This window comes from Geminicoccus sp., from assembly GCF_035556675.1.
GTDB lineage: Bacteria > Pseudomonadota > Alphaproteobacteria > Geminicoccales > Geminicoccaceae > Geminicoccus.
Genome location: NZ_DATMFZ010000326.1, coordinates 1 through 16151 on the forward strand (window position 1 = coordinate 1; position 16151 = coordinate 16151).

The 16151-nt window shown below is 68.5% G+C and carries 10 protein-coding genes and 3 tRNA genes; 6 read left to right on the plus strand and 7 right to left on the minus strand.

Annotated elements, in window-relative coordinates:
- Positions 1-38: 38 nt before the first annotated feature.
- Positions 39-115, minus strand: a tRNA-Asp gene (locus tag VNS22_RS23010).
- A gap of 142 nt (positions 116-257) precedes the next feature.
- On the opposite strand from VNS22_RS23010, the gene VNS22_RS23015 reads away from it, so the two are divergent.
- The 3 genes from VNS22_RS23015 to VNS22_RS23025 all read left to right on the plus strand — a co-directional run bounded on the left by VNS22_RS23015 (position 258) and on the right by VNS22_RS23025 (position 2172).
- Positions 258-332 (plus strand) — tRNA-Val (locus VNS22_RS23015).
- Positions 333-476: 144 nt separating this feature from the next.
- Positions 477-1550: a hypothetical protein gene (locus tag VNS22_RS23020; protein ID WP_325736660.1), complete on the plus strand. Its 1074-nt coding sequence runs from the start codon at positions 477-479 to the stop codon at positions 1548-1550.
- Between the two features lie 274 nt (positions 1551-1824).
- The gene (locus VNS22_RS23025) at positions 1825-2172 is read left to right on the plus strand and encodes a hypothetical protein (RefSeq protein ID WP_325736662.1); all 348 of its coding nucleotides are present in this window, start codon (positions 1825-1827) and stop codon (positions 2170-2172) included.
- Positions 2173-3191: 1019 nt separating this feature from the next.
- On the opposite strand, the gene lon is transcribed toward VNS22_RS23025, so the two are convergent.
- The 5 genes from lon to VNS22_RS23050 all read right to left on the minus strand — a co-directional run bounded on the left by lon (position 3192) and on the right by VNS22_RS23050 (position 9661).
- A complete protein-coding gene (gene lon, locus VNS22_RS23030) occupies positions 3192-5591 on the minus strand; it encodes an endopeptidase La (protein WP_325736664.1) in 2400 nt (799 codons plus the stop codon).
- Positions 5592-5847: 256 nt separating this feature from the next.
- Positions 5848-7107, minus strand: coding sequence for an ATP-dependent Clp protease ATP-binding subunit ClpX (gene clpX / locus VNS22_RS23035; RefSeq protein WP_325736666.1), 1260 nt, complete (start codon positions 7105-7107; stop codon positions 5848-5850).
- Between the two features lie 178 nt (positions 7108-7285).
- Entirely contained in the window at positions 7286-7900 is a 615-nt protein-coding gene (clpP, locus tag VNS22_RS23040) for an ATP-dependent Clp endopeptidase proteolytic subunit ClpP (RefSeq protein WP_191059033.1), read from the minus strand.
- Between the two features lie 222 nt (positions 7901-8122).
- Positions 8123-9499 (minus strand): trigger factor, encoded by a 1377-nt coding sequence (gene tig, locus VNS22_RS23045; RefSeq protein WP_325736668.1) that lies wholly within the window; start codon positions 9497-9499, stop codon positions 8123-8125.
- Between the two features lie 77 nt (positions 9500-9576).
- Positions 9577-9661 (minus strand) — tRNA-Leu (locus tag VNS22_RS23050).
- Positions 9662-9855: 194 nt separating this feature from the next.
- Here VNS22_RS23050 and guaA point away from each other — a divergent pair.
- The 3 genes from guaA (at position 9856) to VNS22_RS23065 (ending at position 15077) form a co-directional block, all read left to right on the plus strand.
- Complete coding sequence (guaA, locus tag VNS22_RS23055) at positions 9856-11400, plus strand: glutamine-hydrolyzing GMP synthase (protein ID WP_325736669.1); 1545 nt, start codon at positions 9856-9858, stop codon at positions 11398-11400.
- 304 nt (positions 11401-11704) lie between these two features.
- On the plus strand, positions 11705-14701 hold the full coding sequence (locus VNS22_RS23060) for a GAF domain-containing protein (RefSeq protein ID WP_325736671.1): 2997 nt from the start codon (positions 11705-11707) through the stop codon (positions 14699-14701).
- A complete protein-coding gene (locus VNS22_RS23065) occupies positions 14694-15077 on the plus strand; it encodes a hypothetical protein (protein ID WP_325736673.1) in 384 nt (127 codons plus the stop codon). The genes VNS22_RS23060 and VNS22_RS23065 overlap by 8 nt, the downstream gene beginning before the upstream one ends.
- A 22-nt stretch (positions 15078-15099) precedes the next feature.
- On the opposite strand, the gene VNS22_RS23070 is transcribed toward VNS22_RS23065, so the two are convergent.
- The gene (locus VNS22_RS23070; protein WP_325736675.1) at positions 15100-15993 is read right to left on the minus strand and encodes a VOC family protein; all 894 of its coding nucleotides are present in this window, start codon (positions 15991-15993) and stop codon (positions 15100-15102) included.
- Between the last annotated feature and the right edge of the window lie 158 nt (positions 15994-16151).

Here is a 16151-nt window from a genome sequence, read left to right on the forward strand (position 1 = left end):
CGGCTGGTTCGATCAGTGATGTATGGAGGGGTACGGGATGGCGAGGATGACGGGACTTGAACCCGCGACCTCCGGCGTGACAGGCCGGCACTCTAACCAACTGAGCTACATCCCCGTGCCGTGGCCGGGTGATTAGTGCCCTCCGCCGCGGGTGTCAACGCTCCCTCGGCAGCCAGTGCGAGTTTTCCTTTCATCGCGGAGCAGAGGCGAACCTCCGCTTGAATCCGCGGCCGTCACCGCCTAGAGCCAGCCGATGTGCGGGTGTAGCTCAGTGGTAGAGCGCGACGCTTACACCGTCGATGTCGGGGGTTCGAAACCCTCCGCCCGCACCATTCCCTTCCGAGCGCGGCGCGTGCCGGCCAAAGCTCCGTCAGCGGTTGGAGCCGAACCGGCAGACGCCAGCGCGCGGGCGCGGCAGGATCGGTACATATTGCGCGTCGCCCGGCGCGACGGATCGGCATAGTTGGAGTGCCTGCATGCTCTCTCGGTTGCGTCGCCTGCTCGCCCCGTTGAAGCAGGCAGTGGGTCCCGCCACCCCCGCCGCGTTCAAGGCCGCGCCCAAGCCGGTCGCAAGCAAGCCCGACCTGCCGCCCAACCCGGAAAATCGTGACGACCTGGCCCGCCGCTTCCTGGTCGAGGACCCGCGGGCCGGCGACGTGCCGCTCCTGGAGCGCCGCTGGTACTACTCGATCGAGCATGAGCCCGGTGCGTGGACCGCCGGCATGAACTACTCGCCCACGGCGATGACTCGGAAGGCGCTCTCGGCGGTGGACGTCGCCGGGCGGTCCTGCGTCGACATCGGCTCGATGGACGGGCTGATCCCGGTGCTGCTCGCCAGGCGCGGCGCCGGCCGGGTGGTCAGCTACGACCGGCTGGATTTCGGCCAGAAGATGGCCTTCCTCCAGGAGAAGCTGGGCGTCGCGTTCGAGTATCATGCCGGCCTGTCGCTCAAGCAGTTCCGCGACCGGCACCTGGCCACCACGCCCTTGGACATCGCGGTGTTCTCCGGCGTGCTCTACCACATGTTCGACCCGCTGGGCGGCCTCCTGCTGGCGCGAAGCATGGTGCGCGACGGCGGCATCCTGATCATCGAGACCGGCGCCACCGTGTCGGAGGAGAACGCCGCCTTCTTCAACGGTGCCGCGCGCTTCTATGACGGCGACAATTTCTGGCTGCCGTCGCTGGTCAACCTCGACTACCTGCTGCGCTTCGCCCGGCTGGCACCGCTGGAAGTGTTCTACCTCAAGCAGACCGCGCGCACCGACAAGAACGTCCCGATCTGCCGGGTCTGCGTCGCCTGCCGCGCGGTCGGCAAGCCGCCGGCCGCCCCCGACGACAACTGGATCCACCTCCCCCAGCATGTCGACTTCGCCGAGCTGATCGACTGGAAGGTCACCGCCGGCGCCGCCGGCCCCGAGGTGCCCTACACCCCGACCCGCCCCGACCTGCCGCTGGGCCCGGCCGGCACGGTCGACCTGCTGGCCTCGGTCCGCCGCTTCCCCGAAGGCCCCCGCCAGCCCACCAAGCTGGCGCTCTCCGACATGTGGTGAAGCCGGCACCGGCCGGGGCAGTGCGCCCCGCCCCTGCCCCGGCCGGTACCGCATCCTGCTGCGTCCCGGATCGCCCCGGGCGCGCGCTGGACGGTCCGGCCCGTGACGGCCGCCGCATCCCGCCGACACGCTCGGCGTCCCATGCCGGTTCTGCGCTTCCCGGTCGTGCAAGAAGGTGGCATCCGGCCGACCGGAACCGCAACCTCGTCCAGGCCGGTCCGAAGAACGCCCTGCGCAGGCTGGCGCCGTCGACCCGGCGGACCCGGCAGGCGGCATGCAGGGCAGCTTCCAGCCCGGCTGCGTCGTCGCCGCAGGTGATGGCGTGGGTATCGAGCAGGAACGACAGGCCACAATCGCCCGGCTCGCCCGCGCGATCCTCCAGACCCTGAGGACGGCGAGCGCGATTCTCACCACCTCGCCTCCGCAGGAACCAGCATTCGAGCCCAATGGGGTCATAGCCGCCGTCATCCCGGCCATGATCCGCACCCACTCGTTCGCCGCGCACGTTGCCGTCAGATCCGCCACCGGCCGGGAACCCACACCTCGAGCCCCGCCTCCTCGGCTGGCCGGCGACCATCGCCTCGTGCAGCATCACTTCGCCACTGGCCTCTCCGCCTTTTAGAGACGTCGCTCACGCAGCAACCGGATTTCCTCACGCGCCGGCCGGGCCCACTTCCCTCCGCTCGTCTCACTCAGGCTTCTGCCCCTCGCGCTGACCGCGGGTGTCGAGCATGCTCATCCAGCTCATGTCGGAGAATTTCCGGCACTATACTGATCGGCAAGGACACGTTCGTCTTGTCTCACCGGGTGGCTGCGCTCCGGATCCGCTTCTCCATGGGCTGAACGCTGTCCCAGCGGGCATAAACCGCGGGTCGTACATTCATTGTCGAAGGCGCGCGAGGTCAGGCGGACCTGCCGGCCAGCCATGGCGGCGCTCTCGGCGGCACTGCGCCGGACCTGCCGCTGCCTGGCGTACACGACCGTCTGCCTGCCCTGCACCACCACCACTTCTCATCCGCATATCGCCGAGATCCTCGCCTGGCGGACCGCACAGGTGCGGACATCGATACGCGGGCCGTTCCAACCAGGGCACAGCCAGCGCGTGCTTCTCGTCATGACGGCCAGCTCCGCCGCCAGCCTGTGCACCAACCATTGCAGGCTCGCGCGTATCGTTGCCGCGTGCCGCCGCACCGCTGGTGCGGACAGGCGCCGTTCCTCCTCTGCCTGGTGCAGGAGGTCCGGTGCCGCGCGAACCAGGACATCCTGCGCCGCCACCAACTCCTCGGCCGCCGCTTGGCACTGGTCGCACCTGCAGGCCGCCAGGTGAGCGGCCGGCGCTGGCGAAACGCGACGACGCAGAGCGCCACAACCACGCAGAAGGCCCACGATCAGCAGCATGAACCATCGGAACGCTTGGCCCATGGGCAACCATCCGTCCATGGGACGATGGCAATTCACCGTCCAGCCAGACGACATTAACCGACAGGTATGAATGCTCCGTTAATGGCTCCGATGTCGGGCGCGCGACGGAGCAGGATACGGCCGCGGGTCCGGGCGCCGGATGCCTGCCGCACCCATGCAAAAGGCCCCCCGTGGTGCTGCCACGGGGGGCCCTTGCGGATCAGAACGATGGAGGCCGCTTCAGTTCGGCCGCGCACCCGTGCCGGACTTCTCGGCGACCGCGGCGATCGCCTCGGGCGACGGGACCTGGGGCAGCGGCTCGGGCAGGCGGGTGAGCGCCCGGGCCAGCACCTGGTCCACGGTGGAGACCGGCACGATCTCCAGCTTCTCCTTCACGTTGGCCGGGATGTCGGCCAGGTCCTTCTCGTTGTCCTTCGGGATCAGCACGGTTTTGAGTCCGCCGCGCAGGGCGGCCAGCAGCTTCTCCTTCAGGCCGCCGATCGGCAGGACCCGGCCGCGCAGCGTGACCTCGCCGGTCATCGCGACCGCGGCATGGACCGGGATCTTGGTCAGCACCGACACGATCGAGGTGACCATGGCGATGCCGGCCGAGGGCCCATCCTTCGGGGTCGCCCCCTCCGGCACGTGGATGTGGATGTCGATCTTCTCGAACTGCTCGGGCTCGATGCCGAACGCCTCCGAGCGGTGCCGCACATAGGAGCGGGCCGCCTGGATGGATTCCTGCATCACGTCGCCGAGCTTGCCGGTGATGGTCATCTTGCCCTTGCCGGGCACGGTGACCGCCTCGATCGTCAGCAGCTCGCCGCCGACCTCGGTCCAGGCCAGCCCCGTGGTGGCGCCGACCTGGTCCTCCAGCTCCGCCTCGCCATAGCGGAACTTCTTCACCCCGGCATACTTCTCGATGTTCTCCGCGGTGATCCGGACCGACTTCACCCCTTCGAGCACGATCTCCTTGGCCGACTTGCGCGCCAGGTTGGCGATCTCGCGCTCCAGGCTGCGCACGCCGGCCTCGCGGGTGTAGTAGCGGACCAGTGCGATCACCGCGTCGTCATCGACCTGCCACTCGTCCTTCTTGAGGCCGTTGGCCTGGGCCTGCTTGCCGATCAGGTGCCGCTTGGCGATCTCCAGCTTCTCGTCCTCGGTGTAGCCGGGGATGCGGATGATCTCCATGCGGTCGAGCAGCGGCTGGGGCATCCGGAGCGTGTTCGCCGTGCAGACGAACATCACGTCGGACAGGTCGTAGTCGACCTCCAGATAATGGTCGTTGAAGTTGACGTTCTGCTCCGGGTCCAGCACCTCCAGCAATGCCGCCGACGGGTCACCGCGGAAATCCGCACCCATCTTGTCGATCTCGTCCAGCATGAACAGCGGGTTGCTGGTCTTCGCCTTCTTCATGTTCTGGATGAGCTTGCCGGGCATCGAGCCGATATAGGTCCGCCGGTGGCCGCGGATCTCGGCCTCGTCCCGCACGCCGCCCAGGGAGAAGCGCACGAAGTTGCGCCCCGTGGCCTTGGCCAGCGACTGGCCGAGCGAGGTCTTGCCCACGCCGGGAGGACCCACCAGGCAGAGGATCGGACCGCGCATCTTGTCGACCCGGTGCTGGACCGCGAGATACTCGACGATCCGCTCCTTGACCTTCTCCAGCCCGTAATGGTCGGCGTCCAGGATCTCCTGGGCGCGCTTGAGGTCCTTGTTGACCTTGGAGCGCTTCTTCCACGGGATGGACAGCATCCAGTCGAGATAGTTGCGCACCACGGTCGCCTCGGCCGACATCGGGCTCATGGTCCGGAGCTTCTTCAGCTCGGCCAGCGCCTTCTCGCGGGCTTCCTTGGACAGCTTGGTCTTCTTGATGCGCTCTTCCAGCTCGGAAGCCTCGTCGCGGCCGTCCTCCAGCTCGCCGAGTTCCTTCTGGATCGCCTTCATCTGCTCGTTGAGGTAGTACTCGCGCTGGGTCTTCTCCATCTGCCGCTTCACGCGCGAGCGGATCCGCTTCTCCACCTGGAGAACCGAGATCTCGCCTTCCATGAAGCCGTAGAGCTTCTCCAGCCGCTCGGCCAGCGAGCGGGTCTCGAGCAGTTCCTGCTTGTCCGAGATCTTCAGCGCCAGATGCGCCGCGATCGTGTCGGCGAGCTTGGCCGGGTCCTCGGTCTGGCTCAGCGAGACCATGACCTCGGGCGGGACCTTCTTGTTGAGCTTCACATACTGCTCGAACTGGCCCACCACGGCACGCGCCACCGCCTCGAGCTCGCGCGGCTCCGAGGCGTCGTCATCGAGCGTCTCGGCACGGACCAGGAAGAAATCGGGGTTTTCCTCGAACCCGGTGACCTCGGCACGCGCCACGCCCTCGACCAGCACCTTCACGGTGCCGTCGGGCAGCTTGAGCAGTTGCAGCACGGAGCTCACCGTGCCAACGCGGTAGATGTCGTTCTTGCCGGGGTCGTCCTGACTGGCGTTCTTCTGGGCGACGAGCAGGATCTGCTTGTCGTCCTTCATCACCTCCTCGAGCGCCTTGATCGACTTCTCGCGCCCAACGAAGAGCGGCACGATCATGTGCGGGAAGACGACGATGTCGCGCAACGGCAGCACGGGATAAAGATTGCCTAGCGCTTGCTCGCTCATGGTACCTCGTCTCGGGGGCGGCCAGGCCGCCCCATGCGATCTCGACCAGACACGTGGCTATAGCAGAGATTGGTTTCAAGAATGTCAAACGGCGACGTGCGGCATCGCCGTGCGCGGGAAAAGACGATCCGGTGACAGTGACGATCCCGCCGCGGCCAAGCGCAGCGGCAAGATCATGACACCACGAGCGAACGCCGCGGCGGGTCGCCCACGCCGCGGCGCTTGCGTCACTTCTGGCTCAGGAACCCGCCCGGGATCAGGAGGCGGCCGCGTCCTGTCGCTGCTCGACATGGACGGTGAGCGGCTTGGCCCGCCCGTCCGCGACCTCGCGGTTGATCACCACCTCGCTCACCCCGCTCATGGACGGCAGGTCGAACATGGTGTCGAGCAGGATCTGCTCCATGATCGAGCGCAGGCCGCGCGCGCCGGTCTTGCGCTGGATCGCCCGGTTGGCGATCGCCTTCAGCGAGTCCTCCTGGAAGGTGAGCTTGACCCCCTCCATGTCGAACAGCTTCTGGTACTGCTTGACCAGGGCGTTCTTCGGCTCCTTCAGGATCTGGACCAGCGCCGACTCGTCCAGGTCGTGCAGGGTCGCGATCACCGGCAGGCGGCCGATGAACTCCGGGATCAGCCCGAACTTCAGGAGGTCGTCCGGCTCCGCCTCGGCGAGCAGGTCGCCGGTGCGGCGCTCGTCGGGGCCGCGCACCTCGGCACCGAAGCCCATCGAGCGCGGCTTGCCGCGTGCCGACACGATCTTGTCCAGCCCGGCGAAGGCGCCACCGCAGATGAACAGGATGTTGGTCGTGTCGACCTGCAGGAACTCCTGCTGGGGATGCTTGCGCCCGCCCTGCGGCGGCACGCTCGCGACCGTGCCCTCGATGATCTTGAGCAGCGCCTGCTGCACGCCCTCGCCCGAGACGTCCCGGGTGATCGACGGGTTCTCGGACTTGCGGCTGATCTTGTCGACCTCGTCGATATAGACGATGCCGCGCTGCGCCCGCTCGACATTGTAGTCGGCTGCCTGCAGCAGCTTCAGGATGATGTTCTCGACGTCCTCGCCGACATAGCCGGCCTCGGTCAGCGTGGTCGCGTCCGCCATGGTGAACGGCACGTCCAGCGTGCGCGCCAGCGTCTGGGCCAGCAGCGTCTTGCCGCAGCCGGTGGGGCCGATCAGCAGGATGTTGGACTTGGCCAGCTCGACATCGCTGCCCTTGGAGCCGTGCGCCAGCCGCTTGTAGTGGTTGTGCACCGCGACCGAGAGGACCTTCTTGGCCTGGTCCTGGCCGATGACGTAGTCGTCGAGGATGGAGCAGATCTCGGCCGGGGTCGGCACGCCGGCACGGCTCTTGGCCACCGCCGACTTGTTCTCCTCCCGAATGATGTCCATGCACAGCTCGACGCATTCGTCGCAGATGAACACGGTCGGGCCGGCGATTAACTTGCGGACCTCATGCTGGCTCTTGCCGCAGAACGAGCAATAGAGGGTGTTCTTGGACTCACCGCCAGCTTTGCTCATAGATCAGGCGACTCGGTAGCTGTCATGGATGGATGGTACGCGTCGGTGCCGGATGGTTCAACCATCCATGCAGGCAACGTCCGGAGCCCGCCGGTCGTTCCATGAGCAGGACCTGCACCCGGAACGGCCGACGGTCGGCAAGCGCGCACCGCTTGGCAACGGTACTGTGGCACGAAGATCACGCGGCTTTCACGTCCCGCTTCTCGTACACTTCGTCGATCAGGCCGAACTCCTTGGCCTGCACCGCGCTCATGAAGGTGTCGCGTTCCATGCGCGCCTCCACCTCGGGCAGGGTGCGGCCGGTATGGCGCACATAGATCTCGTTCAGGCGCTGGCGGATGCTGATGATCTCGCGCGCATGGATCTCGATGTCGGTGGCCTGACCCTGGAACCCGCCCGAGGGCTGGTGGGTCATCACGCGGGCATGCGGCAAAGCGTAGCGCTTACCGGGTGCGCCCGCGCAGAGCAGCAGCGAGCCCATGCTCGCCGCCTGACCGATGCAGATCGTCGACACGTCGGGCTTGATGTACTGCATGGTGTCGTAGATCGCGAGACCCGCCGTCACCACGCCGCCCGGCGAGTTGATGTAGATAGCGATGTCCTTCTCCGGGTTCTCCGCTTCCAGGAACAGGAGCTGGGCCGTCACCACGCTGGCCAGGCCGTCGTCCACGGGACCCATCAGGAAGATGATCCGCTCCTTGAGCATCCGGGAATAGATGTCGTACGCGCGCTCGCCACGGCTGGTCTGCTCGACCACCATCGGCACCAGCTGCGCCATCGGCCCCTGCATCATCCGTCCCTCGTCGTTCGCGCCGGCAACGCACGTCCTTGCGCGGTCACGGCCATATGTAGCGTATCCGTCGCGAAGTTGAAGCCGTCCAGCACCGCCACGCGAGCGGAAACTTCCGGTTCCACCGTTCGCCACTGAAAACGGAACGTCCGCGCGAGCACCCTGGCTCGCGCGGACGTCTCTCACGTACCGGTAGCCGAGCCCGGCCCGGCCATCAATCCTGGATTAGGAAGAGCTGGTCTCGTCCGCCGTGCCGGCGTCGGTCAGCATCTCGTCCTCGTCCTCGTCGACCTCCTTCATCAGCTCCTCGGGCGAGACCTTCTGCGTCTCGACCTTGGCCTTCTCCACGATGAAGTCGACGACCTTGTCCTCGAAGATCGGCGCGCGGAGCTGCTCGAGTGCCGCCGGGTTCTTCTGGTAGAACTCGAACACCTGGCGGGCCTGGCCGGGGAAGCGCTGCGCCTGGGCGATCATCGCCTGCTGCAGCTCCTTGTTCTCGACCTTGACCTCGTTCTTGGTGCCGATGTCGGAGAGCAGCAGGCCCAGGCGCACCCGGCGCTCGGCGATCTTGCGATACTCCTCCTTGGCCTCCTCCTCCGACTTGTTCTCGTCGGCGAAGGTCTGGCCCTGGCGCTGCATCTCGGCGGTGAGCTGGTTCCAGATCGCGTCGAACTCCAGCTCGACCATGCCGGGCGGCACCTCGAACTCGTACTTCTCGGCCAGCACGTCCAGCAGGGCCCGCTTCAGCTTCATCCGGGTGGCGCGGCCATACTCGGCGGCAAAGCGCCCTTCCACCGCCTCCTTCAGCTTCTCGGCGCTCTCCTGGCCGAGCTTCTTGGCGAACTCGTCGTCGAGCTGGACCTCGCCCGGCTCCTCGATCTTGGTGACCTTGATGTCGAAGGTCGCCGCCTTGCCCTTCAGGTTCTCGGCACCGTAATCCTCGGGGAAGGTGACCTCGATCACCTTCTCCTCGCCCACCGAGGTGCCGACCAGCTGGTCCTCGAAGCCCGGCACCAGCATGCCCGAGCCGATCACCACCGGCATGTCCTTGCCGGTGCCGCCGTCGAACGCCACGCCGTCGATCTTGCCGGCGAAGTCGATGGTGACCCGGTCGTCCTGCTTCGCCGGGCGCGGCTCGGCGGGCTCGGCATAGGGGCGGTTCGCCTTGACGATGTCGTCCAGCGCCTTCTGCACGGTCTCGGCCGGGATCTCGGCCTCGAACCTGGTCAGCTCGATCGCCGCCAAGTCGACCTCCGGCGGGGTCGGCAGGTTCTCGACATGGAGCTCGAACTCCAGGTCCTTGCCCTCGTCGAACGAGGTGACCTCGATCTTGGGCTGGAGTGCGGGACGGAGCTGGTTGTCGGCGATGGCCTTCTTGGAGCCCTCGTCGATGCTCTTTTCCAGGATCTCGCCGGTGACCGAGCGGCCATACTGCTTCTTGAGCAGCGACACCGGGGCCTTGCCCGGACGGAAGCCCGGCAGGCGCGCGGTCTTGGCGAGCGCGCTCAGCCGCTCGGCGACCTTCGTCTCGATGTCGGCGGCCGGGACCACCACCTTCAGATGATGCTTCAGACCGTCGGCCGAAACCTGCGTGACCTGCATTGAGCGCCCTCGAAACGACCAATGCCGGCGGCCAGCCCTCGGCCACCGGCTTCCATGGATAATCGCGGCCGGACGGATGGTGCGGACGGAGGGACTCGAACCCTCACGAGTTTCCTCACAGGAACCTAAATCCTGCGTGTCTACCAATTCCACCACGTCCGCGCGGTTCGACCCGTCACAGGCGTGCACGCGGATTCCCGCTGCCGGCTGGCCGCGAAGGTGGCGCTGCATAGCAGTGTTCGCCCCATGGCTCAACCCGCCCGAACGGCGGTCGGGTATCGGGCCCGAGCCTGCCCCCGGGCTGCCCCTTTGCACCGATCCGCGCTAGAAGCCAGCCAGCTTTACCGGGCAAGACCATGACCGACCGCGTACTGATCCTCGATTTCGGCTCCCAGGTGACCCAGCTGATCGCGCGCCGGGTGCGCGAGGCCAGGGTGTATTGCGAGATCCTGCCCTGCACGGCGACCGACCAGCAGGTCCGCGAGTTCGGTGCCGGTGCCGTGATCCTGTCCGGCGGGCCGGCCTCCACCCACGAGGCGCTCAGCCCCAGGGCACCGGACGCGGTGTTCGAGCTGGGCGTGCCGGTGCTCGGCATCTGCTATGGCGAGCAGACCATGGCGGCCCAGCTGGGCGGCAAGGTCGAGCCGTCCTCGCATCGCGAGTTCGGCCGGGCCACGATCCGGCTGGAGCGGCCCTCGCCCTTGTTCGATGCCATCCTGGAACCGGGCGACACCGCCCAGGTCTGGATGAGCCACGGCGACAAGGTGACCGCCCTGCCCAAGGGCTTCACCATCCTCGCCGTCTCGGACGGCTCGCCGTTTGCCGCGGTGGCCGACGAGCAGCGCCGCTTCTACGGGGTGCAGTTCCACCCCGAGGTCGTCCATACGCCGATCGGCGCCAAGCTCCTGGAGAACTTCGTCTACAAGATCGCGGGTCTTTCCGGCGACTGGTCGATGAGCGCCTACAAGGATCAGGCGATCGCCCAGATCCGCAGGCAGGTGGGCGAAGGGCGGGTCCTGTGCGGCCTGTCCGGCGGCGTGGACAGTGCGGTGGCGGCGCTCCTCCTGCACGAGGCGATCGGCGACCAGCTCACCTGCGTGTTCGTCGACACCGGCCTCTTGCGCCACGGCGAGGCCAAGGAGGTGGTCGACCTGTTCCGCGGCCACTTCAACATCCCGCTGGTGGCGGTGGACGCGGGGCAGGAGTTCCTGGGCAAGCTCGCCGGCATCACCGATCCGGAGAAGAAGCGCAAGATCATCGGCGCCACCTTCATCGACGTGTTCGACCGCGAGGCCGGCAAGCTGGGCGGTGCCGACTTCCTGGCCCAGGGCACGCTCTATCCGGACGTGATCGAGAGCGTCTCCTTCCGCGGCCCCTCGGTCACCATCAAGTCGCACCACAATGTCGGTGGCCTGCCGGAGCGGATGCGCATGAAGCTGGTCGAGCCGCTGCGCGAGCTGTTCAAGGACGAGGTCCGCGTGCTCGGCCGCGAGCTGGGCCTGCCCGAGATCTTCGTCGGCCGCCACCCCTTCCCCGGGCCGGGCCTGGCCGTGCGCATCCCGGGCGAGATCACCCCGGACGCGGTCCTGACCCTGCAGCAGGCCGACCGGATCTATCTGGAGGAGATCCGCATGGCCGGCCTCTACGACCGGATCTGGCAGGCCTTCGCCGTGCTCCTGCCCGTGCGCACCGTGGGCGTGATGGGCGACGCCCGCACCTACGAGCGGGTCTGCGCCCTGCGCGCCGTCACCTCCGAGGACGGCATGACCGCCGACGTGTTCCTGTTCGAGCCCTCCTTCCTCGCCAGGGTCGCCAACCGGATCGTCAACGAGGTCAAGGGCATCAACCGGGTGACCTACGACTACACCTCCAAGCCGCCCGGCACGATCGAGTGGGAGTGACGGCGGGCGGCCGGGTCTCGGGCCAGATGCCGAAGTGCTCCGGAAATGCAAGGCGCAGGACCGTGAGGCTCGACGGAAAAGAGGGGGTGGTCACTTTTTGATATTGTTCGCGTTCGGATGTAGCTTCCTGTAGAATTGCCTGCTTTTCAGCCTGGGCCTACTTCGTGAGCGCTGGCGTTCTGCCACCGGCCGGAGGGAAGCTGATGCGAGCGACTGCCGATGTCATGGGCCTGGCCAGGCGCGGCCGCAGGCAGGGCACCTGCAAGCACGGCATGCCGGAGCCGGCAGCGGAAGCGCCGGTACCATGAGCGGCCCGGCGCAGCGGGCAATCGGCGTCGACGACGTCCTCATCACCGCCGAACTGGATCGCCGGCCCTCGCGTGCCCCCGACTTCCAGGCGGAAAGCGAGGCCCTGCGCGATCTGGCGGAGGCCATGGCGAACCGGCCGGACCAGGTCCTGCAGCGCCTGGTGGAGACGGCGCTGCGCCTGACGGGCGCCGACTCGGCCGGGCTCAGCCTGCTGGAGGCGGACAGCACGCCCGCCACCTTCCGCTGGATCGCGACCGCCGGCGCCTTCGCCGGCAGGGCGGGCGGCACCATGCCGGTCGAGGCCAGCCCGTGCGGCCTGGTCATCGCGCGCGACGAGGTGCTGCTGTTCGAGGAGAGCGGACGATTCTTCCCGGCCGTGCGGGACATCATCCCCCCGGTCAGGGAGAACCTGCTCGTCCCCTTCCGTGTCGCCGGCCGGCCCATCGGCACGCTCTGGGTGATGATGCACCATGGGTCGACCCGGTTCGAGCGGGAGGATGCGCGCATCCTGCAGAACCTGGCCCGCTTCGCCTCGGCCGCCCATCAGATGGGGCAGACCCTGGCGGCCACGCAGAAGAGCGAGGAGCTCCGCCGCATCGCGCTCGAAGGCGGCCGCATGGGGGCCTGGCGCTGGGACATGCGCAGCGGCCTGATCCAGGGCGACGCCGTCTTCGAGGCGCTGTGGGGCCTGCCCCCGGGCAATGGTGCATGGCCAGTGTCGGTCTTCGCGAGCCGGGTCACGCCAGACGCCGAGCATGTGACGCCCGAGCTGTTTACCATGGAGATCGAGCCCGGGCAGGAGTTCGATGGCCAACTCCATGTCGGCGGTGCCACACCGTCCGGCAGGTGGATCAGGTGGCGCGCCCGGGCCGAGCGGGAGCGCCCCTGGATCATCAACGGCGTCAGCTTCGACGTCACCGAGCAGCGGCTGATCGACGACCGGTTGACCCTCCTGCTGCAGCTGAGCGACGCGCTCCGGCCGCTGACCGACCCGGCTGCAATCAAGGGCGAGGCCGCCCGAATCCTGGGCCGCCACCTGCGCACCGATCAGGCCTTCTACGCCGTCATCGACGAAGAGGCCCGGCTGGTCACGGTGGAGCGTGATCACGCCCTGGGCGGGGCCGTCAGCCTCGACGGCGCCCATTCGTTCGAACAGCTGGCCCCGTTGCTGAGCGCCTTGCGGCAGGGCGAGGCCGTCGTCACGCCCCTGCCCGCGACTCCCCCTGCGCATGGCCCGTGGCGGGCGCTGCTGGCGCGCGCGCTCGCCTGCGTGCCGATCATCAAGCACGGCCGGCTGGTGGCCGCGATGGGCGTGGCCGACCGGTCGGCCCGGCAGTGGCGGCCAGAGGAACTGGCGCTGATCCAGGACGTGGCCGAGCGCGCCTGGAAGGCCCTGGAGCACGCCCGCACCGGCGAGGCGGTCCGGCGCAAGAACGCGGTGCTGGAGGGCATCAACCGGATCTTCCGCGAGGCGCTGGGCACCCGCTCGGAGGAGGAACTGGGCGAGATCTGCCTGGAGGTCGCAGAGGACATTACGGGAAGCGAGTTCAGCTTCATGGGCGAGGTCGACTTCGCCGCCAACCGGCTGAACGACCTTTCGGTCAGCGCACGCGGCTGGCAGCGCTTCGCCATGGCCGATCCGCGCTTCGCCAAGGGCCAGGCGCCCGCCGGGTTCGAGATCCACGGCATCTACGGCCGGGTCCTGACCGACGGCCGGGGCCTCATCGCCAACGACCCGGCCAGCCATCCGGACCGGATCGGCACGCCCGAAGGCCATCCGCCGCTGGACGCCTTCATGGGTGTGCCGCTCATCCAGGAAGGGCGGCAGGACGGGCGGGCGGTCGGCATGATCGGCCTGGCCAACCGCAAGGGCGGCTACCGGCCGGAAGATCTCGAGGCCGCCCAGGCGCTGGCGCCGGCAATCCTGCAGGCATTGTCCAACACGCGTGCCGAGAACGCGCTGCGCAAGAGTGAGCAGCGTTTCCAGCAGTTCGTGGATGCGTCCTCCGACGTCATCTGGATCCGCAACGCGGTCACGCTGCGCCTGGAATATCTGGGCCAGGCCTTCGAGGCGATCTACGGCCAGCCCCTCAGCACGGCGCTGCGGTCGGGCACGGTGCGGGACTGGCTGCGGCTGATCCTGCCCGAGGATCGCCGTCAGGTGCTGGCGAGCCTTCGCCAGGGTCGCCAGGGCCGCCAGGTCTCCCTGGAGTACCGGATCCGGCGGCGCGTCGACGGCCAGGTGCGCTGGCTGCACAGCACCCAGTTCCCGCTCCTGGACGAGGCCGGGCAGGTGCAGCGGGTCGGCGGGATCAGCGAGGACGTGACCGAGGAGAAGGCCACGGCCGACCGGTTGCGGGTCCTGGTCGCCGAGCTGCAGCACCGCACCCGCAACCTCCTGGCCGTGGTCCGCTCCCTGGCCGACAAGACCATGCGGCGCAGCGCCACCCTCCAGGAGTTCCAGGCGCGCTTCCAGGACCGGCTGGCGGCGCTGGCGAGGGTGAACGGGCTCCTGTCGCGGCTGGACGATGGCCGGCGCATCGCCTTCGACGAGCTGCTGCGGGTCGAGCTGGCGGCACTCGGCATGCTGGACGGCCAGGCCGACCGGGTGGTGCTCGACGGGCCGCCCGGCGTGGGCCTGCGCTCCAGCACCGTGCAGACCCTGGCCCTGGCCCTGCATGAGCTTGCCACCAACGCCCTGAAATACGGGGCCCTGTCCGAGGCGGGCGGTCAGCTGGAGGTGCGCTGGCGCCTGGCGCAGCCGGAAGGCGCGCCGCAGCTCGAGGTCGACTGGCGGGAACACGGAGTGACCATGCCGAAGGCGGGTGCTGCGCTCACGGGCGGCGGCTACGGGCGGGAACTGATCGAGCGGGCGCTGCCTTACCAGCTCAACGCCAAGACCACCTACGAGCTCGGCCCGGATGGCGTGCGCTGCAGGATCATGCTGCCGGTGTCGGGCAGTTGCGGCAGGAAGGAGGCCACCCATGGCTGAGGCGACGCTGAAAGGCCGGCGGGTGCTGGTCGCCGAGGACGAGTACATGCTGGCCGACGATCTCCGCCAGGCTTTGGAGAATGAAGGTGCGGTGGTGCTGGGTCCGGTCCCCCATCTGGAGGACGTGCTCGCCCTGGTCGGCCAGCATGCGCAGATCGATGCCGCGGTGCTCGACGTCAACCTGGGCGGCGAGATGGTCTGGCCGGCCGCCGACCTCCTGAGCGGACGGGGCGTCCCATTCCTCCTGACCACCGGCTACGAGCATTCGAGCATACCCGCTCGTCATGCCCATGTGACGCGCTGCGAGAAGCCCGTCGCTCCTGCGGAAATCGTGCGGGCGCTGGCGCGGGAGATCCAGGCCCACGCGGCGGCGTAGCCGGCAGCCTGCCGTGCGGCCGTCAGCCGATGGCGCGATCCTGCCGGCCGGGCTCCAGCGGGCCCAGCACCAGCGGCGTGCCCCAGGGATCGCTCAGGACGATCCGGCCGCTCCCCCCGGCCCCGTCCTGCGCCGTCAGGCGCGCTGCCGCCGCCAGCCGCGCCGGACCGAGCGCCACTTGCACCTCCGTCAGACCGGTCGAAGGCAGGGCGCGCGGCTCGGCCCCCCGGCTGTTCCAGACGTTGGCGGCGAAGTGGTGGTGGTAGCCATCGGCCGAGAAGAACACCGCCCCAGGATAGCGGCAGGTGACGTCCAGGCCGAGCCGGCCCGTGTAGAATTCCTCCGCCTGCGGCAGCGCACCCACCTGCAGATGGACATGGCCGACCACGGTGCCGTCGGGCGCGCCCCGCCACTCTTCCCCGCCGCCGCTGGCAATCACGCCGTCCAGGTCCATCCGCTCCGTCGCCATCGCGACCAGCCCGTCCTGCCAGCGCCAGCTCGCGGCCGGCCGATCGACATAGATCTCGATCCCGTTGCCTTCGGGGTCGTCCAGATAGACGGCCTCGCTCACCCGGTGGTCGGAGGCGCCGCTGAGCCGCAGGCCAGACGCGGCGGCATGGCGCAGCCAGCGCCCCAGATCGCCGCGTCCCGGCAGGAGGAAGGCGGTGTGGAACAGGCCGGCCTCCCTGGCGGAGCGCCGGCGCGCGGCCCGGTCCTCCCGTAGTTCCAGCAGCACTCGCGACCCTGTGCCCAGCAGCGCCTTGCCCGGCTCCTCCCCCATCGGTTCCAGCCCCACCGTCTGCCGGTAGAAGTCGCGCATGGCGGCCAGATTGTGGACGGTGAGGACGACCCGCTCGATCGCGAGCGTCGCCCCACCGGCGGCATGGGACGAGGCGGCTCGGGCGGCGTCGGACATGGACTGGCTCCGGCTGTTGCTGACCATGCCCATGATATGACCCCGCCGACGCCGGATGATTATCCCGCTTTCGCCGGCCGATCGGTTTCCTTAGCGGAACGAATGCCGGCTGGACGGGCTGGCGGTTCGGTGCCAGGGCCGGGTGCCGAAGCCCGCCC

What these genes read in the sequence shown, in the direction of transcription:
- VNS22_RS23020 (WP_325736660.1), top strand. Translation starts at nt 477, where the DNA reads ATGCTCTCTCGGTTGCGTCGCCTGCTCGCCCCGTTGAAGCAGGCAGTG.
- VNS22_RS23025 (WP_325736662.1), top strand. Translation starts at nt 1,825, where the DNA reads ATGCAGGGCAGCTTCCAGCCCGGCTGCGTCGTCGCCGCAGGTGATGGC.
- lon (WP_325736664.1), bottom strand. Translation starts at nt 5,591, where the DNA reads ATGAGCGAGCAAGCGCTAGGCAATCTTTATCCCGTGCTGCCGTTGCGC.
- clpX (WP_325736666.1), bottom strand. Translation starts at nt 7,107, where the DNA reads ATGAGCAAAGCTGGCGGTGAGTCCAAGAACACCCTCTATTGCTCGTTC.
- clpP (WP_191059033.1), bottom strand. Translation starts at nt 7,900, where the DNA reads ATGATGCAGGGGCCGATGGCGCAGCTGGTGCCGATGGTGGTCGAGCAG.
- tig (WP_325736668.1), bottom strand. Translation starts at nt 9,499, where the DNA reads ATGCAGGTCACGCAGGTTTCGGCCGACGGTCTGAAGCATCATCTGAAG.
- guaA (WP_325736669.1), top strand. Translation starts at nt 9,856, where the DNA reads ATGACCGACCGCGTACTGATCCTCGATTTCGGCTCCCAGGTGACCCAG.
- VNS22_RS23060 (WP_325736671.1), top strand. Translation starts at nt 11,705, where the DNA reads ATGAGCGGCCCGGCGCAGCGGGCAATCGGCGTCGACGACGTCCTCATC.
- VNS22_RS23065 (WP_325736673.1), top strand. Translation starts at nt 14,694, where the DNA reads ATGGCTGAGGCGACGCTGAAAGGCCGGCGGGTGCTGGTCGCCGAGGAC.
- VNS22_RS23070 (WP_325736675.1), bottom strand. Translation starts at nt 15,993, where the DNA reads ATGTCCGACGCCGCCCGAGCCGCCTCGTCCCATGCCGCCGGTGGGGCG.